General features: G+C 47.2%; 19 protein-coding genes. 15 read left to right on the forward strand and 4 right to left on the reverse strand.

Annotation, left to right across the window (positions count from 1 at the left end):
* Window positions 1–121: 121 nt before the first annotated feature.
* The 9 genes from AC787_RS21950 (at window position 122) to AC787_RS34880 (ending at window position 9,781) form a co-directional block, all read left to right on the forward strand.
* Entirely contained in the window at window positions 122–1,189 is a 1,068-nt protein-coding gene (locus tag AC787_RS21950; protein ID WP_054026737.1) for an ABC transporter ATP-binding protein, read from the forward strand.
* A 42-nt stretch (window positions 1,190–1,231) separates the two neighbouring features.
* Window positions 1,232–2,929 (forward strand): putative 2-aminoethylphosphonate ABC transporter permease subunit, encoded by a 1,698-nt coding sequence (locus tag AC787_RS21955; RefSeq protein ID WP_054027199.1) that lies wholly within the window; start codon window positions 1,232–1,234, stop codon window positions 2,927–2,929.
* Between the two features lie 62 nt (window positions 2,930–2,991).
* Window positions 2,992–3,789 (forward strand): phosphonoacetaldehyde hydrolase, encoded by a 798-nt coding sequence (phnX, locus tag AC787_RS21960; RefSeq protein WP_054026738.1) that lies wholly within the window; start codon window positions 2,992–2,994, stop codon window positions 3,787–3,789.
* Window positions 3,786–4,928, forward strand: coding sequence for a 2-aminoethylphosphonate--pyruvate transaminase (gene phnW, locus AC787_RS21965; RefSeq protein WP_054026739.1), 1,143 nt, complete (start codon window positions 3,786–3,788; stop codon window positions 4,926–4,928). Before phnX ends, phnW begins: the two co-directional genes overlap by 4 nt.
* Before the next feature lie 13 nt (window positions 4,929–4,941).
* A complete protein-coding gene (locus tag AC787_RS21970; RefSeq protein ID WP_054026740.1) occupies window positions 4,942–6,129 on the forward strand; it encodes a saccharopine dehydrogenase family protein in 1,188 nt (395 codons plus the stop codon).
* A 55-nt stretch (window positions 6,130–6,184) separates the two neighbouring features.
* Window positions 6,185–6,970, forward strand: coding sequence for a DeoR/GlpR family DNA-binding transcription regulator (locus AC787_RS21975; protein WP_054026741.1), 786 nt, complete (start codon window positions 6,185–6,187; stop codon window positions 6,968–6,970).
* Between the two features lie 208 nt (window positions 6,971–7,178).
* Window positions 7,179–8,291, forward strand: a complete 1,113-nt coding sequence (locus AC787_RS21980; RefSeq protein ID WP_054026742.1) for a putative 2-aminoethylphosphonate ABC transporter substrate-binding protein — start codon at window positions 7,179–7,181, stop codon at window positions 8,289–8,291.
* Between the two features lie 111 nt (window positions 8,292–8,402).
* Window positions 8,403–9,464 (forward strand): S-layer homology domain-containing protein, encoded by a 1,062-nt coding sequence (locus AC787_RS21985; protein ID WP_161807555.1) that lies wholly within the window; start codon window positions 8,403–8,405, stop codon window positions 9,462–9,464.
* A gap of 149 nt (window positions 9,465–9,613) precedes the next feature.
* Window positions 9,614–9,781 carry a hypothetical protein gene (locus AC787_RS34880; protein WP_162839318.1) on the forward strand — a complete coding sequence of 56 codons (168 nt, stop codon included), beginning with the start codon at window positions 9,614–9,616 and terminating at the stop codon, window positions 9,779–9,781.
* Between the two features lie 101 nt (window positions 9,782–9,882).
* Here the strand turns inward: AC787_RS34880 and AC787_RS21990 are convergent, their stop codons facing one another.
* From AC787_RS21990 to AC787_RS22005, 4 genes are read right to left on the reverse strand one after another with little or no spacing between them, the layout of a single operon-like run.
* A complete protein-coding gene (locus AC787_RS21990) occupies window positions 9,883–10,347 on the reverse strand; it encodes a RidA family protein (RefSeq protein ID WP_054026744.1) in 465 nt (154 codons plus the stop codon).
* A gap of 43 nt (window positions 10,348–10,390) precedes the next feature.
* On the reverse strand, window positions 10,391–11,995 hold the full coding sequence (locus AC787_RS21995) for an N-acyl-D-amino-acid deacylase family protein (RefSeq protein WP_054026745.1): 1,605 nt from the start codon (window positions 11,993–11,995) through the stop codon (window positions 10,391–10,393).
* Between the two features lie 22 nt (window positions 11,996–12,017).
* Window positions 12,018–13,157, reverse strand: coding sequence for an alanine racemase (locus AC787_RS22000; protein ID WP_054026746.1), 1,140 nt, complete (start codon window positions 13,155–13,157; stop codon window positions 12,018–12,020).
* A complete protein-coding gene (locus AC787_RS22005) occupies window positions 13,154–13,813 on the reverse strand; it encodes a transcriptional regulator (RefSeq protein ID WP_054026747.1) in 660 nt (219 codons plus the stop codon). The genes AC787_RS22000 and AC787_RS22005 overlap by 4 nt, the downstream gene beginning before the upstream one ends.
* A gap of 158 nt (window positions 13,814–13,971) precedes the next feature.
* Between AC787_RS22005 and AC787_RS22010 the strand changes: the two genes are divergently transcribed.
* From AC787_RS22010 to AC787_RS22035, 6 genes are all read left to right on the forward strand, one after another.
* Window positions 13,972–15,744, forward strand: coding sequence for a sensor histidine kinase (locus AC787_RS22010; RefSeq protein WP_054026748.1), 1,773 nt, complete (start codon window positions 13,972–13,974; stop codon window positions 15,742–15,744).
* Window positions 15,744–17,282 carry a helix-turn-helix domain-containing protein gene (locus AC787_RS22015; RefSeq protein ID WP_054026749.1) on the forward strand — a complete coding sequence of 513 codons (1,539 nt, stop codon included), beginning with the start codon at window positions 15,744–15,746 and terminating at the stop codon, window positions 17,280–17,282. Before AC787_RS22010 ends, AC787_RS22015 begins: the two co-directional genes overlap by 1 nt.
* 97 nt (window positions 17,283–17,379) lie before the next feature.
* Window positions 17,380–18,708 carry an extracellular solute-binding protein gene (locus AC787_RS22020; RefSeq protein WP_054026750.1) on the forward strand — a complete coding sequence of 443 codons (1,329 nt, stop codon included), beginning with the start codon at window positions 17,380–17,382 and terminating at the stop codon, window positions 18,706–18,708.
* 274 nt (window positions 18,709–18,982) lie between these two features.
* Window positions 18,983–19,855 (forward strand): carbohydrate ABC transporter permease, encoded by an 873-nt coding sequence (locus AC787_RS22025; RefSeq protein ID WP_054026751.1) that lies wholly within the window; start codon window positions 18,983–18,985, stop codon window positions 19,853–19,855.
* Between the two features lie 18 nt (window positions 19,856–19,873).
* Complete coding sequence (locus tag AC787_RS22030; protein WP_082360906.1) at window positions 19,874–20,755, forward strand: carbohydrate ABC transporter permease; 882 nt, start codon at window positions 19,874–19,876, stop codon at window positions 20,753–20,755.
* A gap of 479 nt (window positions 20,756–21,234) precedes the next feature.
* Window positions 21,235–22,308: a CobW family GTP-binding protein gene (locus AC787_RS22035; protein ID WP_054026752.1), complete on the forward strand. Its 1,074-nt coding sequence runs from the start codon at window positions 21,235–21,237 to the stop codon at window positions 22,306–22,308.
* Window positions 22,309–22,431 lie beyond the last annotated feature (123 nt).

Consider the following 22,431-nt stretch of genomic DNA (forward strand, 5'->3'; position numbering starts at 1 on the left):
CTTGCGTTTGACACTCACTTAACAAATCTATCTTAAACTACAAATAGATTAACGAAGCAAATGCTTTAACTTAAATATATCGTTCTTGAATGATTATTACGAGGGCACAAGGAGAATGAGAATGAAAAATGAAGGATTGACGATTAACGGTATTCGCAAGGCATTTGGCAGCTTTCAAGCACTCCATGATGTCAGCGTTCATATTCCGAAAGGGAAATTCACATGTCTACTCGGCCCAAGCGGCTGCGGCAAGACGACATTGCTTCGTATTATTGCAGGTCTTGAACAGACCGATGCAGGCACCGTTATCCTTGATGGAAACGATATTACGATGATGCACACGTCCAAACGCAACTTTGGCATTGTTTTTCAATCGTATGCGCTATTTCCGAATCTAAGCGTTAGCGACAACATTGGCTATGGTCTTAAAGGGAAGCAGCCGAAGCGTCAAATTGAAGAACGCGTGAAGGAAATGCTCGAGCTCATTGGACTGACTGAGGTAAGGGACCGGTATCCGGCACAACTCTCCGGCGGCCAGCAGCAGCGGGTGGCGCTCGCAAGAGCTATTGCCTTATCACCTGATATTTTGCTGCTTGATGAGCCGCTTTCTGCGCTTGATGCGAAGGTACGGGAGAAGCTTCGCGAACAGCTGTGTGAGCTGCAAGAACGGCTTGGCATTACGACGGTTATGGTTACACATGACCAGGAGGAAGCGCTGACGATGGCGGATCAGATCGTCGTCATGGATCAAGGACGAATCGTCCAAATTGGTACGCCGCAGGAAGTATACGACAAGCCGAATACCCCTTTTGTCGCAGATTTTATCGGGGCTATCAATTTTTTTCCTGTAGGAACAGAAAGATGGATGGGGGCAAGTCCGAACGATCTGCTAGCCATTAGACCTGAGCATATCCAAATCGATGAACGGAAGCATGCGGATGCCAAATTAAACGAAAGCGGGATTAGCGGATTTGTTCAGCATGTGGAATTTCGAGGTGCTTTCTATCGTGTAAGCCTGCAGCTCGCTAATGAACAAGGCAAGAACTCGGACATCAACGTAACGGTAGACATTTCAGCGCAAATCGCTAACCGTTTCGAGTGGTCGCGCAACAAGCTGTTTCATCTTCATATGCCGCAAGAGCGCATGCTTCATTATCCCGCGGCAATCGCTGGGAACGTAGGGGGGTAGAGAATGAAAGGGAAATTAAACCAAACTTTGCCCTCGCAATGGATGAGAAGAAGCAAGCAAAACATGCGGGAGAGCAGCTGGTTGATCAAGCTCATGTTGATTATTCTTCTGCTCACGCTTATTACAGTCATTGTACTGCCTCTGCTATCGATGTTTAAGCAGGCGTTTATTGATTCAGATGGCAATCTGGTTGGCTTAGCTCATTTTTCATCTTATTTGCAGTCGAAATCGCTCATTCAATCGATGCAGAACACGATTACGGTATCCATCGCAACGACAGCGATTGCCGTGCCGCTTGCCTTTGGGCTGGCCTTCGTATTGACTCGCACAAATATTAAAGGCAAGTCCTTCTTCAAAGCGTTGGCTATGCTGCCTTTGTTTGCACCAACGATGATGCACGGGATCGCCCTTACTTATTTATTTGGTCATCAAGGTCTCATTTCTACCGGATTGTTCGGACTGCTGCCGTTCGAATGGCGAATTCCACTTTATGGGAAGACGGGCATCATCATCTCAGAGGTCATCTATACGTTTCCACAGGCGTTTCTAATATTGTGCGCAGGGCTTGCCGTCAGCGATTATCGCTTATATGAGGCGGCTGGGTCGATGGGTGCAAGCAGCTTGCGGAAAATGTTTACCGTAACGCTGCCGTCTGTGAAATATGCGCTGCTCAGCGCAGTCGTCATTTGTTTTACGCTCAGCTTCACAGATTTTGGGGCGCCGAAGGTTGTAGGCGGACAGTATAACGTGCTTGCCACTGATATTTTCAAACAGGTTGTCGGTCAGCAAAATATGTCTATGGGGGCTGTAGTCGGCATTGTGCTAACCATACCCGCGATTCTCGCGTTCATCGTTGATCGAATCGTCACGCGGAAGCAGCAGGCCTACGTCACTTCGAAGTCTGTTCCTTATTCGGTGAAGAACAATCGGCTGCGCAATGTTTGGGCTTATGCTTATGCGATTATATTGTCAGCCATGATTCTGCTGTTAATGGGAGCTGTACTGCTCGCTTCGGTCGTGAAAAAGTGGCCGTATGACATGTCATTGACTTGGAGCAATTTCGATTTCTCAAGTGCTGCGGCAGGGGGCTTTGATCCGTTCTGGAACAGCATTGAGATGGCTGCTTGGACAGCGGTAATCGGGACGATCGTCACTTTCTTGTTTGCTTATTTAATCGAAAATGGCCGTGTCTATCGTCCCATCCGGCAAGCTGCTTATTTCTTATCCATTCTGCCTCTGGCGCTTCCAGGGCTCGTCATCGGATTATCTTTTATTTATTTCTTTAATCATCCGGCGAACCCCTTTCATTTTATTTATGGAACGATGATCATTCTTGTTTTAGCTAATGTTGTGCATTTTTACTCCGTACCATTCATGACGGCGACCGCTACATTGAAAATGCTGGACAAGGAGTTCGACAACGTCTCTGAGTCCATGAATGTCTCGAAGCTGCGCACCTTTTCTCGCATTACGGTGCCATTGTCCTTGCCGGCTATATTAGAAATGGCGGTTTACTTTTTCGTAAATGCAATGGTGACAGTATCTGCGCTGGTCTTTCTGTACGCATCGGATTTGCGGATTGCTTCGGTCTCGATCGTCAGCATGGATGATGCCGGAGATACAGCAGCGGCAGCAGCGATGTCAGTACTCGTTGTGCTCCTCAATGTTGTCGTTCGCTTTCTATATGAAGCGGGTACTGCAAGGCTGCGGCGCAAAATGTCAGCTTGGCAGAAGCGATAAAGCAATGCCAAAAGCTATTTTTAAAAAAACAACTACACATTATACGATGGAGGTTTTTACTCATGATTAAAACAGTCATATTGGATTGGGCAGGTACAGTGGTCGATTATGGAAGCTTTGCACCGGTTGAAGCGTTTCGCCGCTTATTCGAAGAAAGAGGCGTTGAAGCTTCGTTCAAAGCGATTCGGAAGCCAATGGGGCGGATGAAAAAGGATCATTTGCGTGACATTTGCGCTGATCCTGACGTATCAGCGGCATGGGAAGAGAAGTTTGGCAGTGTTCCAAATGAAAATGATATTGACGAAATGTATGAAAAGTTTGAGCCGATGCTGTTCTCTATTCTACACCAATATGCAACGCCGGTGCCGGGAGCGCTTGCGCTTATCGAAAGGCTGCGTGAGCAAGGCATCAAGATTGGAACGACGACAGGCTACACGCGTCCCATGATGGACATTATTGCGCCGGAAGCGGCGAAGCAGGGCTATTCGCCGGATAGCACAGTTACACCTGATGAAGCTGTCGAAGGCCGCCCGCATCCATGGATGATTTTCCGCAACGCGGAGCTGCTCGGCACGTATCCGATGAGCCATATCGTCAAATGCGGCGATACCGAAGCGGACATGAGAGAAGGACGTCATGCCGGCGTATGGTCGGTAGGGGTTATTTTCGGCGGGAATGAAGTGGGTCTGACACAAGCAGAAACGGATGCGCTAACTGCCAGCGAGAAGGAGAAGCTCTTTGTTGAAGTATCGGATCGCTTGATGCAAGCGGGAGCACATTTTATCATTCGAGAAATTGGTGAGCTGGATCGCGTCATTTCACACATCAACGAACGACTACAAGCGGGGGATCGTCCATGAAAACAAATAATGAAACATTATTGCTAACTGAAAATCCGTATTTGCTGCTGACACCGGGACCTCTAACGACGACTCGAAGCGTGAAGGAAGCGATGATGAAGGACTGGTGTACGTGGGACGATCAATATAATCAGCTGGTCGCTTCGATAAGGGAGCGGCTGGTCAAGCTCGCTGCGCCAGCGGCGATGGATGACTATACGGCAATATTGATGCAGGGCAGCGGGACGTTTAGCGTAGAAGCAACAATAGGCACAGCGATGCCGAAGCAAGGCGGTAAATTGGCTATTGCCGTTAATGGAGCTTATGGCGAGCGGATGGTTCAAATCGCGGAAGTGCTGGGCATTTCGGTAACTGCAATTCGGTTTGACGAGCGCAGCCCCATCGATCCTGAAGTACTGGAGCAAGCGCTTAAGGATGATCCACAGCTTACGCATGTTGCAGTTGTACATTGCGAAACGACGACAGGTATCCTGAATCCTTTAAAGCAAATAGCTGAGGTGATTAAGCGCCATAATGTCACGTTTATCGTTGATGCAATGAGCAGCTTTGGCGGTGTAGCTATGGACATGGATGAGCTGGGCATCGACTATCTCATTAGCAGCAGCAATAAATGCATACAAGGGGTTCCGGGTTTTGGTTTTGTTGTTGCACGCCGCGATGTCATTGCGAAGTGCAAAGGTCATGCGCGCTCCTTGTCGCTTGATTTGTATGACCAATGGGACATGATGGAACGCTCGAATAGCAAATGGCGTTATACATCGCCGACTCATGTCGTTCGGGCATTCGATCAGGCGCTGAAGGAGCTGGACCTTGAAGGCGGTATCGCTGCTCGGGAAGCTCGTTATAGCAGCAATCAGCAGGTTATAACGGAAGGAATGGAGGCGGCTGGTTTTAGCGCTCTGCTGCCTCGCGAGTGGCAATCTCCTATCATTACAGCATTTCGATACCCGAGTGCTAACTTTTCATTTGAATCATTTTACGGAAGCTTGAAGAAGGAAGGATTTGTACTGTATCCAGGAAAGCTGACCTCAGAGCCGACTTTCCGAATTGGCAGCATCGGTGATGTCAATTCTGCAGATATGGAACGATTGGTTCATGTGATCAAAAGCATATATTCGTCCTTTGACAAGGAACAATAGGAGAGTGTAGAAGATGAAAGTATTTTGCCTAGGCGGCGCAGGTCGAATTTGTATGGAAGCGGTGCTGGACCTTGTTCAGTACTCCTCATTTGAGGTCATCACAATTGGCGATTTCAATTTGGAAGCAGCTCAGCAGCTTGCTGTCTCACTGAATGATGAACGTGTTCATGCTGTCAAAGTGAATGTGCTTGATCATGCGGCAACCGTGGAACAGCTTCGGGGATACGATATTGTAATGGATGGCACGACAATTACATTAAACGGTCTGTCTACGGCCTGCATAGCGGAAGCTGGCTGCCACGGCATTAATTTGAACGGCTTTGGCGAAGAGGATGCCAGTCATGATGTGTTTGTCCGTAACGGCAAAATGTGTTTACCTGGCTTTGGGATGACACCCGGTGTAACGCAGATGATGGCGATGCATGCCGCGAATCAATTGAAGGAAGTGCATGAGGTACGGGTTAGCCATGGCTCGTATCGGCCGATTGCATTCTCCAAATCGATTGCAGAAACGACGGTATATGAGTATGATCCGAAGCTGCCGGGACGCGTAGTTTACGAGAAAGGACAATTTATACAGGTTGAGCCTTTTGCTCGTCCGCGTGAGATTGAACTCCCGGAGCCATACGGCAAATCTATTCAATACATTATTCCGCATGCAGAAACGCGTACGCTGGCGAAGGCACTTGAGAGCAAAGAGGTGCAGTTAATCGAAGTGCGCGGAACATGGCCTCAGCAAAATATGAGACTTGTCCATGCACTATATGAGTATGGGTTTATGCGCAACGATCGTATAAACATTGCCGGTCAAGAAATTGGCATTATGGATGCGATTGGTCAATATTTATTCGAATCGCAGGAAGGTCATGAAACGGAGCTCTACGGCTATTCGCTTCACATTGAAGTAACGGGTGTATCAGCTCAGACCGGAGAAGCATGCAGACATACGCTTACCCATACGCATCCGGCGTCCGACGGCTCCGTTGAAGGCTGGGAGAAATTGCGCGCCTATACTAGAAACGTTGGAATACCGCTCGCCATTGCGACCGAGCTTATTGCGAGCGGTCAAACGCTTTGCACGGATCAAGCAGGAATCGTAACACCGGAAGAAGCTTTTGAACCCAGCGTTATATTTGAGCAGCTAAGCAAGCGCGGCATTCTCATTCATGAAAAGATTGAGAGTTTAGTTGAAGTAGGCTAGAATACGATTAATAATCAAAACAGTAGACTAAGCTGAAGATGAAGGGGAAATAGAGATGTCGCTAGCCGGAGAAGAGCGGAAGCAGATCATCATTAATATGCTGCAGCTAAAAGGAAAAGTTCGAACGCCTGAGCTCGTACAGGCGCTTGATGTATCATCGGAAACGATCCGCCGATATTTGGAGGAGCTGGAGGATGAGCTTAAGCTCAAGCGAGTGTATGGCGGAGCCGTTAAGATTAATGTGGAGCGGGAAGAGCCTGCCTATGTTCGGCGCGAGGTGCAGCAAGCTGAAGAGAAAAGAAGGATCGGACGAGCTGCCGCTTCTCTTATTCAGGATAAAGATGTCGTTGTCATCGATGATGGAACGACGACGCTGCAGATGATAGATTCGCTAGCCTACAAAAAACAGCTTACGGTTCTTGTTACTTCCGTTTATACTTTGAACTTGCTGATTGGCTACAAAAATCGCAATATATTTGATGGTGAAATCGTACTTATCGGCGGTCGCATTAATCCGAAGCATTACCGGACATCCGGTACGCTTGCGATGGAATTTATGTCTAATTTCAATGTGGATAAGGCGTTTATCGTCGCAGACGGTTTACAGATTGATAGTGGCATAACGAGCTACGAGGATGAGCGAGGCGTATTGGCAAGAACATTCATGAAACAAGCTAAGCAAACGATCGTGTTAGCTGATTATACGAAGATCGGAACGAGCCATTTCTATAAGATCGCCGATTTTAAAGAGATTGATATGATTATTAGCGATGTAGCGCCTCCGCAGGCTTGGCGTTCCAAGCTCGATGATCAAGATGTGCACTGGATCGTAGCGGAATAGTTAATCATGGTAAGGGAACCCTTGAGTCTAAAAAGACTTGAGGGTTCTTTTTTTATGCCTGCTGAATCGAAAATAGTCAAAGGAAAAACACGATTATTAAGCAGAAACAAAAAACAAAACAATTTATTTACTTGTATTTTACAGTGCGTTAAACAAACAAGCATATAGTAGAACTAGAGAAGAAGAACAACCAAAGGGAGAGAAAAAAATGAAAAGAAGCTGGTTTCTGCTAGTGAGCATGATAGTTATCGTTACGGTTTTATCCGCATGCGGAGGTAACGGAGGGTCGAGCAATAAAGGAAATAACAAAACTGGAAATTCTTCAGAAGCAACCGCAGCAACAGAATCGTCGATTGATACGGATAGCAAGGAGCTTACCGTATATACCGCGCTTGAAGATGATCTTATTAAAGAATATTTAAAAACCTTTTATGAAAAATACCCGGATATCAAATTAAATATCGTTCGTGATTCAACAGGCATTATTACAGCTAAGCTGCTTGCTGAGAAGGATAATCCCCAAGCAGATGTCGTGTGGGGCGTAGCAGCAACAAGCTTGCTCGTATTGGATCAGAACAGCATGCTGGAGCCTTATTCTCCTGCTGGGGTAGAGCGGATTCTAGCTGAGTTTAAAGATAGCAGAAGCCCTGAACACTGGGTAGGCATAGATGCTTGGGAGACAGCTATTATCGCTAATACGGTTGAACTCGGCAAAAAAGGTTTGGCGGTGCCGAAGACTTACGAGGATCTGCTTAAGCCGGAATATAAGGGTCTAATCACGATGCCTAACCCAGCTTCCTCCGGAACAGGTTTTCTAACGGTATCTGGATTGCAGCAGCTGCTCGGAGCAGATCAATCATGGGAATACATGGACAAACTTCATGAGAACATCGGCATTTACACGCACTCAGGTTCGAAGCCGGCGAAAATGGCTGGTACTGGCGAATACCCGATCGGAATCTCCTTCGGTTACCGCGGCATCAAAGAGAAAAACGACGGCTCGCCAGTGGAAGTCGTATTCCCGACTGAAGGCTCAGGCTGGGATGTTGAGGCGAATGCATTGATTAAGAAAGCGAAAATGAAGAAGGTTGCGCAGACGTTTTTGGACTGGGCGATTACAGATGATGCGATGGCTGAATATAGCAAAAACTATCCGATCGTAGCTGTGAAGAGTGACACTAGCGTTATTCCAGAAGGCTATACTAAAAATCCGATTGAACAATTAATTAAGTACGACCTGCAAGAAGCAGCGAAACAAAGAGACAGTATTTTAAAAGAGTGGAGCAATCGTTACGACAGCAAAAGCGAGCCTAAATCATAATTTCTGTATAAGGAAAAGGCTGACAAGCGCTAGTTAAGCTGCTGTCAGCCTTTTGACTAGTAAGGTCCTTGTTAATATAAGCGATAGAAACGAATCGAAGGGAGAATGGACATGATGTTAAAAATGAGGAAAATAGCAATTCTCTTACTGGTTATGACGGTGTTTTCTGGAACCTTTACGCAAGCGGGCTTAGGCCGTTCAGTCTTGCTGCCATCTGCGCATGCAGCATCTGCAACCTTGTCTTTGACCGTCAATCAGAAGAATGCAGCCGTCGGACAAGCTGTAGAAGTGGTCGTAAAGGGAGAGCAATTAAATGATTTATATGGCTTCGAGTTCAAACTGAAGTACAACACAGCAAAATTAAAATTCAAACAGGCTTCTGCGGCATGGAAAGGAATGCCTATTTCACCGATTGATAAGGACGGAGTCATTACATTCGCTCATACGAAGATAGGTAAGGAAAAAGGAGTGGGCGGATCAGCAGCTATTGCCACGTTTACGTTTGAAGGAGCTGCAAATGGAAAGGCGAGCTTTGAGCTGGTTGCAGCGAAGCTGGTCGATAGTCAGGTTAAGGCGGTTCAGCTGCAAAATGCGGCGAAGCTAACCTTGCTCTTAAGCTCTTCCACACCGGCCTCCTTCAACGACACAAAAGGCCACTGGGCCGAGGCGAATATTGCAAGAGCAGCTTCACTTGGCATTGTAACAGGATTTGAGAACGGCGCTTTCCAGCCAAACGGATGGGTAACCCGTTCGCAATTTGTTGCCATGATAGGCCGTGCGTTCGAATTGAATGCTAAGCAAGCAAAGGAAGTAGATTTTAAAGACAAGGGGCAGTTTCCAGCTTGGGCAGAGGCTTTCATAGCAGAGGCTGTGAATGCTGACGTTATTAGCGGGTATGATGACGGGACATTCCGTCCAAGTCGTCAGATTACTAGAACAGAAATGGTTACCATGACTATGCGTACATCTGGTTTTCCACTAGATGCAAATGCGGCCATTCGTTTTGCTGATGCAGCACAAATCCCGGTATGGGCTAAGCCAGCTGTTGTGGCTGCTGCCTCGCGTAATCTGCTGAAGGGAAGAAGCGGAAATCGCTTTGAACCGCAGGCAAAAGCCACTCGCGCAGAAGCATTGACGTTTATTTTATCACTCGTCGATGAACAGAATAAATAGACATGATCGCATGAGATGTGGAGTTTAATCATCGCCCAAAAGTGTGGGCTAGCATGAAAAATGAGCAGGAGCACATTTTGAGAAGTAGCCTATACCTTTTTTACTGAAAATCATAGGATACTGTACCTTAGTAAAAAGGAGATGAACAAATGAGCTATGGAGTAGCAGGGGTTGGCGCAGGAAATTGTGGACCTTCATATCCAGTTGCAGGAGTTAGCAATTGTGGTAATGGAGTAGGAGGCGTGGGAACAACTGTCGGTATTATATTGGTACTCTTCATTCTACTTGTAATTATTTCCCGTTCTTTGTGCTGGTAGTCAACAACGCTTGCTTGTAAATCGGAATCAATGCGTTTCCACTAATTGAAATAGTATTAAACCCCCAAGTGCCTGAGCCTTGGGGGTTTTGCATGTCAATGCTATTCACGAACCTCTGCAATGAGCTCGATTTCAACTGGTGTATGGAATGGCAGGTCGCTTGTACCGATAGCTGACCTTGCATGGCGTCCATTTTCTCCGAATACTTCAATGAGTAGATCGGATGCACCGTTCAGCACGTAAGGCTGGTCGCCAAAACCTGGAGCGCTGTTAATAAAGCCAAGAATTTTTACAATTTTAACAACACGGTCAAGGTCGCCTAGGTGAGTTTTCATCGCTGCAAGCAGGTTGATAACGACTTGGCGCGCTGCTTCTTGACCTTGCTCAATCGTTAGATCGGAGCCGATTTTACCTTCATACATGAGAACACCGTCGATGCGGCAGTCGAAGCCTGAAGTATAGATGAGATTGCCCGTTTGGTTGACTGGGATGTAGGAAAACTTAGGTTTAGTTGTTTCAGGTAAAATGATTCCTAGCTCAGCAAGGCGTTTTTCGATAATAGACATAATAAAACAGCTCCTTATTTATCAATGGTGTAATGCGGTCTAACTAGTGTGTGCAGCAATGCTGCGCGCGGATGAGATGGCCTTCACGCTTATGCGTGTGAACGCCGTGCGAAAGAGTAAGCTGCCCGGCTACGATGACATGCGAGATGCCTGACGGATATTGACGCGGTTCCTCGAAGGTAGCTGTGTCTTGAATGACAGCTGGGTCGAATACCGTAATATCAGCAGCATAACCTGGCACGAGCAGTCCTCTTTTGCCAAGCTTAAAGCGTTGAACAGGAAATGAAGTTAGCTTGCGAACCGCCTGCTCAAGCGATAGTACCTTATCCTCACGCACATATTTGGCAAAGACGCGAGGAAAGGTGCCATACGTCCGCGGATGCGGCTTGCCGATCTCGCAGTTTAAGCTGTCGGATGCGATCAATGATTTCTCATAACCGATGACCTGCTTCACATCGTCGTCGGACATATGGAAGTAGACAATCGCGATCTGACCATTCTCCTCAAGCAGAAGATCCATCATGCAATCGACCGGATGTTCTCCGCGAAGCTCGGCAACCTCGGCGATTGATTTACCTTCGAGTGCCTTGTTCGCTTCTGTCTGAATCGAAGAAATAATGATGCTGGACCAGCCAGTTGAGCATACGAGATTATCCCATGTGTCCTGCTCGCGGCTTAGCTCTTCTTTGATTCGCAAGCGCAGCGCTTTATCGCGAAACGCTTCAAGCGTTGCTGAAATACCGCCCTCAAGCACCCAAGGAGGGAGGACTGTCGTTAAGGTGGTGGAGCCAGCAGCGTATGGATAAACATCAACTGTAACGTCCATTCCACGTGCTCTTGCTGCTTCTACAAGCTCCAGCGCATCAAGCGCTTTCCCCCAATTGGCGCGGCCTGCTGCCTTCAAATGACTGATATGCAGCGAGATGCCGACCCGTTCAGCGATCCAAATGACCTCTGCAACGGACGGCAGCAGGTTATTGCCCTCACCGCGAATATGAGTGGATAGCAGACCGTTGTATTTAGGCAGGACACTGCAAAGCTCGACCAGCTCTTCCCGTGAAGTATAGCTGCCAGGCGCATACAAAAGGCCGATAGATAAGCCGATTGCTCCAGCTCGCAGCCCTTCTTCAAGCAGTGTCTTCATCCGTTGGATTTCGTCCATCGAGGCAGGACGATTCTCGAAGCCCATGACAGCGATGCGCAGCGCGCCATGTGCTACATAGGTAGCGATATGTTCTGATGGATTGGACTGGCCGACAAAATCCATATATTGACCGACCGTTTCCCACGGCCACTCCCAGCTTGTACTGCCGAGTACTGGCTGCACATATGTTTGCAGTAACCCAGCGTTATTCCGAACGAATGGAGCAGGAGCGAGGCCGCAGTTGCCGACAACCTCAGTCGTTACCCCTTGCTGCAGCTTAATTTCACTGTAAGGATGATCAATAATCATAAGATCCGAGTGACAATGCCCATCAATGAAGCCTGGAGAAATCACTTTACGTCCGACGTCGATAATCTGGCTAGCCTCTTGATCAATTTGGCCAATAGAGACAATGAGGCCATCTTTGACGCCAACATCGCCGCCGTACCAAGGATTGCCGCTGCCATCGACGATTTTGCCGTTTTTCAAAATAAGATCGAGCATGTTATAAGCCTCCTCCTTCTCGTTATTCGAGCATTCCGCGAGCTGCTACAGCCGTTTGGCGAAGCTGCCCTGTGGAATCCTTGATATAGACAAAGTTGTGCAAATTAACGGTGCTGCAAATATGATTAGGGATTATGCGCACGCAGTCGCCAACCTGATAGACTGAATCCGGCAGAACACGAATCATGCCATGCTCCTCATTCATTCGCTCCAGAACCGCATCGGGATCTCCGATGATATGGCCGAAGCCCTTAAGGAACAACGGAGAATTGCCTGGCTGTACGTCTGTAGCGAATGTTTTGCTGCCGCCGTCAATGATGATTAAATCATCTGAGGGACGGCTGACAATGGTAGCGAGCACAACACCGGCACAATCATCAAGCGCGCAAGTTCCGAATGCTGCCTGCATTCGGTCTTGATAGATATAAGTACCAGGACGAACCTCAGTTATACCGTCAATCTCAGCGGCGAACAGCGCAGTAGGCGAGGAACCGACGCTTACGTCTTGAATGGCGATACCGGCGTTTCGTAAAGATGCGGCAGCGTCGACCATTAGGCGACCCTCTTCATGACCAGCAGCTTGTAAATCAAGCGTCGATGCTCCGCCCAACATAGCCCCTCGATACGTGAAAATGCCGCTAAGTTTTATACCATCGAGCGCATTGATTTGCTTCGCAAGCTGAACGGCTTTGTCGATCGCAACTCCTGTACGGCGTAGTCCGGTCTCCAGCTCAAGGCGTACTTCGAGCTCTGCCCCTTCACGCATCGCTACCTCGGAAATTCGCTTAGCACCCTCTAAGCTATCGACTCCGATTATTAATCGAATGCCGGATAGACTGAGCCGAGCTGCACGTTCTAGCTTGGATTTAGAAACTAACGGGTAGGCGACAAAAATATCACGAATGCCGCTGCTCGCCATAACCTCTGCTTCGGAAATTTTGGCTACGGTGATACCGATGGCACCAGCTGCCAGCTGCCTTGCTGCCATTTCAGGCAGCTTATGCGTTTTTGCATGAGGACGAAGCTTTACGCCGCAGCGGGCTACCGCTTCAGCCATTGCTGCTATGTTGTTGTTTACAACCTCGCTGTCGATCACAACGCATGGTGTTTCCAGCTCCAGCACATGATCCTCATCTTTGAATCGATTCAATCGCTCGCTCATTCGCTTGCTCCTTCATCGCTATCCGCGCCTTTGGATTCCTCCAAATAGCTGTATAACGTAAATTTTGAAATGCTCAAATAGCTGCAAACCTTCTCGCCTGACTTTTTAATGAGAAAAGCACCCTTTTGATCAAGCAATTGAATGATTTTAATTTTGTCTTCTTTTGTCATGGCAGCCGGAGGTTTACCAATCGTAACCTGCGCCTCCTGTATGAGCGTATCAAGCAGGTCGTTTACGTTGCTGACGAATGATTCCCGAACAGGTTGAAGTCCGCTCGCTGTCAGCGATTGAAGCGTTCTCTCCGCTACCATAAGATCGGTAATGTCGAAGTTGATACAGAGTGCCCCAATGATGGTGCCGGCGTTATTTTTTACGTACATGGAGGTCGAGCGAAGGATACGTCCATCCTTCGTCTGGGTAACATAATTATGGCGGTTATCGCCCTCCGAGGTGCCTCTCATAATTTCCAGTCCAAGATTCGTGCCGGGATCTCCTACTTTTCTTCCGGTGACGTGGCCATTCTCGATGACAACAATGGTGCTGTCTACGGGCTTTGACCAATCATGCACAACGACCTCGCAATTGTCTCCAAACTGCGCGGTTATACCTTTGGCCATCTCCGTCAAAAATAGTAATTCCTGCGATATCGATTCCACCTGCGTTCACTCTCCACTTTTCTTAAAGCCTCATTGCCCACATGGTACTACGACTTACAAGAAAAATCAAACAAAAAATCTGTTAACCTAAAAAAAAGTGTGATAGGATGTTTTTAAACTTTTTATTCGACACGTGAGAAGGAGAGTGGGGATGAGAGATGCGCTGGATTAGTAGCTCATTAAAGCGTAAGTTATCCTTTTTGCTGCTGCTATCGGTTCTCATACCACTGCTCGCACTGGGCTTGTTTGCCTACAACATGGCGGCGACAGCTACGGAAGAGAAGGCAAAGCAATCAGGCAAGGGCCTATTGCGGCAGACGGGTACGAATCTCGAATTTATCGTTCAAGATATCGAGAATATGTCATTATTTTTGATCGGGCAAAAGGATGTGCAGCAATATTTGAGCAGTTCAGGCGAGAATGCCATTAAACAGACGCAAATGATTGAGTTTCTATCCAATCTTGTGTTCTCCAAATCGTATATTTCGGACATTACGATTTATCCGCAACATCATTCGCATCCCGTTTCGAATACGACGATTTTTGAGACTGGCTTATCGGAGCTGACTGGACAAGATATTGAGCAGTTTCAATCCAGCGTGAAATGGTGGACTAGCCGCTACGAGACGGATACAGCAGCAGGAGTGAAGCAGGTTATCTCGCTCGTCAGGCCGATTCGCAGTCTTAACAGCTTCAAGCAAATCGGAACGTTAGTCATTAGCCTTAATGAGGATGCTGTATCCAAGCTGCTTAAGCAGGCGGGCATTTCTGCTGGTGGTTACGTCGTGTTGTCCAATGAGAAAGGACAGATATTATCCGGCAGTGATCAAAGCGGGTCAATGACGACAATGGAAGCGCTGCTGCCAGGTTTGGCGATAAGAGGAAGCTCAGGGACGCTCAATTACGGTCATGGGGAAAGTAAACAGACTATTCTCTACGATACGGTTGCTGATGTAGGCTGGCGTCTGACGGGTGTTATGCCCTTTACGGAATACAAAGCCCAAAATAATTACGTCCTACAGCTGATGGCGATCGTCATTATTTTTTCGATGCTGCTCGTAGCGGTGCTCGTCCTTTATTTCGTTCAGAGAGTGACCAATCCACTCATTATGCTGACGCAGTTTCTGAAGCACTCGAACCCGGAGGAGCCGATGCAAACGTACCCGGTGGAGTCGATGGATGAGGTAGGCCAACTGGTGCGTAGCTACAATAAGCTAAGTGAGCGAATTGAAGGATTGACGGAACAAGTGAAGCTGGAGGAATCCTCTAAAAAAGAAGCGGATATGCATGCACTGCAGGCGCAGATCAATCCTCATTTTCTGTACAATACGCTGTCATCTATTCACTGGATGGCGCTGATGAATCAGGATGAGAAGACGGCCGATATGGTCGGAAGCTTAAGTGATTTCATGCGATTCAGCTTGAACAACGGCGAGGAGTTTTGTTCGGTTGAGCAGGAGGTGGCGCATGCCGGCCATTATGCCAATATTCAATCCATCCGCTTCCCAGACAAGTTCGAGTTTGTCGTTCAGGTCGAACCGGATTTATTGGATTTAACGATGCTGAAGCTGCTGCTGCAGCCCTTAATTGAGAATGCTCTTATTCACGGTATTCAAAAGAAAGCAGAAGCAGGTTCGATCAAAGTAACTGCACATACGCAAGGATTATTTATGGCCTTTGCCGTAGAGGATACAGGCGTTGGCATCGATGCGGTTAAGTTGGCTGCTATTTATAAGGAGCTGCACGGCCCGGATGATCGAAAAAAAGAACGTGATCGCTTGGCACGCGGCAGCTATGGACTGCGCAATGTTCATAAGCGGCTGCAGCTGCATTACGGGGCAGAAGCGGGCTTGCGCATTGAAAGCGTGGATGGTATAGGAACTCGCGTGTCCTTCTCGATCCCGATGTTAACCGAAGGAGGAAGAGCCTAATGAAGCTGTTAATCGTAGATGATGAGGTCATTATTCGAACAGGTCTTAGCACCGTTATAAAATGGGCGGACCTTGGCTATGAGCTGCTGCAGCCGGCAGCATCAGCCGAGGAGGCGCTTGCTCGTTTGGAATTAGAGCAGCCGGAGATTGTGCTCACCGATATTCAAATGACGGGACGCAGCGGTTTAGAGCTAGCGGGAGATGTTAGAAGGCTGCTGCCGGATAGCGAAGTTATTATTTTGACAGGCTACGATCAGTTTTCCTATGCTCAGCAGGCTATACGAGAAGGAGCAGGCGATTATTTGCTTAAAACCAGTCGTCCCGATGAAATCATCCGAGCGGTAAATGGAGCGAAGATGCGTATCCTGCAAAAATGGGAGGCATTAAAGCGAGACCAACTGCGTGATAGGCTGCTCGAGCGGCTTGTGGCGGACGCAGAAATGGATAACCATTCAGCGGAGAAGGCAGTGAAGCTTCTGCCGAAGCTGCGATTAAACGAAACATTCTCTTATCAAACGGTAATCGTCTCGGCTGAAGGCTGGGGAGATAAAGCGGGACATGGCTATTTATTGCTGTTTGCTGTGCACAATATGATTAGTGAGCTGATAGATGGGGAAGCGCTTCTGCGTAAAGACACTCTCGTCATTCTTCTTAGGCACGAAGGCATGAGAGCGGATCAATCACAGCTCGCTAGATTGCTGGAGAGGGTCTCGCGTAAGCTAAAATGCAAGTTGTTTGCGGCAACAGGCACGGTTATTGCAGATTGGCGTAAGATTCATGCTTCCTATTCCGAGGCTTCCTATGCATTTTTGTTCAAAGGAATTATAGGCCAAGAAGGATTGCTGACTTACGAGGAAGTAAAGGGACGCCGAGGCGGACGTACTGTCTGCTCGCAGGAGGAAGAAGGTCAGCTTACCGCGTTATTCCAAAACGGAACGGACACCCAGCTGTATCAATGGGTTCAAGAGCTTATCGAGCTCCAGCTCAAAGACGCTGATACGACGCCCGATTCCTTGCGGAGGTTTCTTCACTCCGTTCAAATTTCCGCTCACCGCTGGGTTGAGCGAGTCATTGCTTCTTTTGGCGAAGCTGCAGCCCTCTCAAAAGAAAAGCTGGTTAACAACACTTCCTCCTCCTCTAGCACAGATAACGGAGCCCGATTACTTAATGAACAGCTTCAGCAATTGATGAAGTTGTATCGTGAGTCGATCGGACAGGAAGGCATACCTTACATCAAGCGTTCGATTGCCTATATTCATGATCATTTGGACAAGGAGCTTACATTGCAGCAGGTTGCAAAGCATGTTCATTTGAATCCTAATCACTTCAGCGAGGTTTTTAAGCGGGAGACCGGTCATACCTATATCGAATTTGTAACTCGCATGAGAATGGAGCGCGCCAAGCGGCTTTTGGATGAATCACCGATAAAGGTGAGTGAGGTTGCAAGCCGCGTGGGCTATACAGATATGAAATATTTCAGCCAATTGTTCAAACGGTTTACGGGTTTTACACCTTCGGAGTACCGGACGAGAAGCTGAAGTTTATCTACCCTACTCCTGAGTTCTGTCCCCTGCCCATGTCGTCTATGATTCCCTATACTCGGAGGTAAGACAAATATCAAGGAGGAAACATGACATGAAGAAGACATTAACAATTGCAATTATGGTCACTCTTATGATTTCTATCCTGGCAGCGTGCGGGGGAACAAACAATAACGACAAGAAAAATGAAGGTGGCAGCGAGTCGGCAGCTGAAAAAGTGAAACTAAGCTTATGGCATAACTTTACCGGCGATGATCTTAGAGCGCAAACGATGCGTTCGATTATTGAGCAGTTCCAGACGGACCATCCGAACATCACACTCGACATTCAGGCGATTCCGCCAGACGGCTACAAGACGCGTCTCAAAACGGTTGCTGCGGCTGATGAAATGCCGGATGTATTCATTTTATCCAATGGCTCTATGACACAGGAATTTTCCGCAGGAAAACTCATTCAACCGGTTAATGAGCTGATCGACAGCCACAAGGAATGGAAGGAAGGGTTCATGCCTAATTCTTTCGATGCTTTCACTGTAGATGGCAACATCTATAGTGCGCCAATGGGGTTGTCGCCAACATCGATTCTTTATTACAACAAGACGATTCTTGAGGAAAATGGCCTCACTGTTCCAAAAACTTGGGATGAGCTGCTGAATGCCGTTAGTGTGCTGAAAGGCAAAAATATTACGCCAATTGCCCTAGGCAACAAAGCAGCTTGGCTCGCACAATCCAGTATTTTCAGCTCGCTTGCTGACCGCGTAACGGGTACGGAGTGGTTCTTGAAAGCAGCAAGCCAAGATGGTGCGGCATTTACGGATCCAGAATTTGTACAGGCTCTCACTTACATGCAACAGCTTGGTGCGGCAGGTGCTTTCCAAGACGGTTTCAACGCAATCGACAATACGCAAATGGAGCAAATGTTCGCACAAGGTAAAGCTGCGATGATGATTGACGGCGGATGGGCATTGTCCAATCTAGCTTCAAATGCTTCTGAAGATGCACTGAAGGCGATGGGCGCAACTGTTCTTCCATCAATTTCTGGTGGAAAAGGCGATCCTAATTCTCTATCTGGCGTAGTTGGTGTCGGCATGGGTCTAGGCAAGGACGCAATTGGCGCGAAGAAGGATGCAGCATTTGAACTCATTTACGCAATGTCGGGTCCTGATGCTCAGAAACGTACACTTGAGAGCAATCAACTTGTCAGCTACAAAGTAGAGCTTGATAAAAGCAAAGTTTCTCCAATCTTTAGCGAAGTATATGAGCTAGTGAACAGTGTGAAGATGACGCCGGTGTATGATGGCAAGTTGACTTCTGCAGGAGCTGAGGCAGTGAATAATGGACTGCAAGAGCTATTGATGGGCGGCAAACCGGAAGACGTAGCGAAAAAAATCCAAGAGGCGCAAGCGAAAGCGCTAGGAAAGTAACATAGCTGCTCAGTAGTTAGGCTAATGAGAATAAGGTATTTCCTGATCGCGATATCATCGGCATATTGAAGTCCTTTACAGCCAGTATAACAGGAAGAGATTTAAAGGAATGAAATTCCGCTGCCATCAGGAAAGCCCCTTTCTCTTAACTAGAATTACGAAGTAGGTTTGCTGCGCAAACCTTAGCTCAAGCTTACGAAGTAGGTTTGCTGCGCAAACCTTAGCTCATGCTTACGAAGTAGGTTTGCTGCGCAAACCTTTAGGAGGGACGATTATGTCATCATCTTTACGCATCAGAGGCTTTATCGCTATCGGACTTCTTCCGGCGCTTGCGCTTTTCATCTTTTTTGTTATCGTACCGATACTATGGTCATCTTATTATGGCTTTTTCGATTGGAAGGGTATTGGGGAGATGCGATTTATCGGACTAGACAACTACAAGGAGGTTGTTCAAGACCGTTTGTTCTGGCATTCGTTCAAAAACAATCTGCTCATCGTTGCAGCATCCGTTTTCGGTCAAGTGCCGATTGCACTGCTTTTATCCTTAGTACTGCTTAAAAACGGTTGGTTCCAAAAGTTTATCCGAGCTTCAATCTTTATGCCGATGGTGCTCTCATCTGTCGTAGTTGGCATCATCTGGGGGTACATTTATCATCCGCAAATCGGGGTATTGAACTTTTTACTCGACACATTGGGATTAAGCAGTTGGAAACAGCAGTGGTTGTCTGATCCATCGATATCGATGTATGCCATCATGGTTCCAATCATTTGGCTGAATGTAGGTCCTTATCTCATTATGTTTATTGCTGCTTTGCAAAATATACCGAGCGAAATCGACGATGCAGCTCAGATTGACGGTGCAAAAGGTTCTCGCAAGCTGTTTTCGATCAAGCTTCCGATGATTTGGGATACGATTAAAGTAGCAGTGGTGCTCTGTATATCTGGCAGTCTTAAAGCTTTCGATCTTATTTATGTCATGACAGGCGGCGGACCTGCGAATTCAACGGAGCTGCTTGCATCGTACATGTACAATAATACATTCTCGATCTATCGATTCGGTTACGGCAGCGCGGTATCCACAATGATCATTATAATCAGTTTGGTTCTCGTAGCAGGAAGCCAGTATTTAATGAAATCAAAAAAATAATGGAGGGGGATCTTTAGTATGACTACGCCATCACTCAGCGCTGCACACTCAGCCTCCTCCGCAAGTTTAGGAACGGGGCTGCGCAAGTTCAGAGGAAGCTTGCAATCCGTAGGTTTAACCGTGTACGCCTTAGTAACACTCTATCCGCTCATTTGGCTGTTTATTAGCGCCTTCAAAACAAACGAGGAATTTTACTCGCGTCCGTTCGGCTTGCCGGACATTTGGAATTGGAGCAATTTCGCCCGTGCTTGGGAAGTTGCGGATATGGGCACTGCGTTTATGAACTCGGTCATTGTCACATTAATTGCACTTGTCATCACCCTTGTGATGGGCGCATTGAGCGCGTACGTCATCTCACGCTTTCAGTTTAGAGGCAAGCTGCTAGTACTCGGGACTTTTATGTTAGGCATGCTCATCCCGATTCACAGTACACTCGTTCCGTTGTTCATCTTAATGAACAAGATAGACATTTTGAACACTTATGCGGCATTGATCTTGCCATATACAGCGTTCGAGATGCCGATAGCCATTTTCGTTTGTGTGGCTTACATGAACACCTTTCCGAAAGAAATTGAAGAGGCTGCGATGATTGACGGGTCAGGCTACTGGGGAATTTTTCTTCGTATGATGCTTCCGTTGTCCCTTCCGGCACTAGCCACAGTTGGCATCCTAGCCTTCTTGAGATATTGGAATGATTTCTCTTTCGCGCTCGTGTTTATTAGTGATCCTGGTTTAAAGACGCTGCCGCTCAGCTTATCCATATTTGCAACAGGTTACTCTACAGACTATAAACTTACGATGGCAGCGATGGCGCTTGCTGTTATCCCAACGATCATCGCTTATCTGGCGTTTCAGGAGCAGGTCATGAAAGGGATGACGGCAGGAGCTGTTAAAGGCTAACAAACATAAGAACGGTATTGTCCCTATAGAAGGGCAATACCGTTTTTATTTTTTTACAGTGTAGTCCCGCACCGGCACCCGCACTTAAAGAATTAAGTAAGATACGTTGTAGTTTTTACAATAGAATGAGCTCGAGAGGAGCAAGCGACGTCGTACACTGTAGTTAGTACAACAGAATGGTCTGAATTCGGTCTGTTTTTAGGCTCAGTCTAGTTTTCTATTGTAAATCTGCAACGTAGCTCGTTTGCTGCTCCATCATGTAAGGTATCTATTGCAGAAACTACAACAGATTTAATCGGCTAGTGCGCCATATAGCGTAAATATCATATCTTTTTCAAATCACCTAATATGGCCCTGGCAAAGTACTATTTTCTAATGAGCAGCATGCTTTCTCATTTAGGATGAATGAACGTAACAATTACGATATAATAGTAGCATTCACCATTAGCTTAAAATATGGACATACGGGAGAATTTGCGATGACGAATAGAGAACAACATATACCGGTTCATTTGCTGTCAGGCTTTCTTGGAAGCGGCAAGACAACGCTGCTCAGAAGATTGTTAGACTATTACACCGCGCAAGGCAAGAAGCCGGCGGTCATTATGAACGAGCTGGGCGATATTAACCTGGATGGTCAACTCGTAGGGGATGAAGTGCCGATGGCAGAAATGCTGAGCGGCTGTATCTGCTGTACAATGCGGGGTGATTTGGGGATGGAGATAAGCATGCTCATTGATGAGCATAAGCCTGATGTCATCTTTATCGAATCGACCGGTGCTGCAAATCCGATGGAAACGTTGGATGGGATAACCGAAGCAGCCATGTATAAGGAGATCGATCTTCAGAGTGTTATAACGATTGTCGATGGCCCTGAGCTGTTGACAAGGAGCCGCGATGGAAAAGGGCGCACGTTCAAGCTGATGTTGGAGCAGATAAAATGCGCTACGATTTTGCTGTTGAATAAGGCGGACAAGCTGGAGCCCGATCAGTTAGTTGAAGCACAGCAGCAGCTGCGAGAATTAAACGCTCATGCTCAAATTGTAGCAACCGTTCGCTGTGCAATTGACGATTGGAGCTGGCTTGAATCGGCTGAAAATTCGAGTCGTCAAGCACTTGTAGGTGCTAGTGATGAAACGGAAGACATGCAAAACCGCGACTATGCCTCGCATGATCATATTAAAGGCGGCGAAGCATGCTCGGTAGAGGGCTGCACTCATGACCACGACCACAGCAGTCATCATCATTCGCATGACCATGTTATGGTTGTGACGCACTACTGGCGCGGACCGGTAAGCAGCGAAGCCTTTGAATCTTTGCTGCAGAGGCTTCCGGCTAATATTTACCGTGCAAAAGGGATCGTGACGTTTACGGATGCGCCGAGCAGGTTTCTTTTTCAATATGCGTATAAGGAATCTGATTTTATGAGGATCGAGCCACAAGGACATGTTAACGATGTAGCTGTATTTATCGGAGAGCATTTTTCTAAAGAATGGCTGCTGCACGAGCTGGAACAACTTGAGCAGGCCTTGAATGTAGAGACGCAGGGTTAATCATCTTGTTGTAGGGAAATGTCGAAAATTGCCATTATCATGTCTATTCCTGTGAATGCTTGGGCAAAATAATGCTGACGAGGCATGACTATTGTCTCTGCATCACGAATGTAATGGAAAGGT

The sequence above is a fragment of the Bacillus sp. FJAT-28004 genome, from assembly GCF_001280845.1.
GTDB lineage: Bacteria > Bacillota > Bacilli > Paenibacillales > Paenibacillaceae > Pristimantibacillus.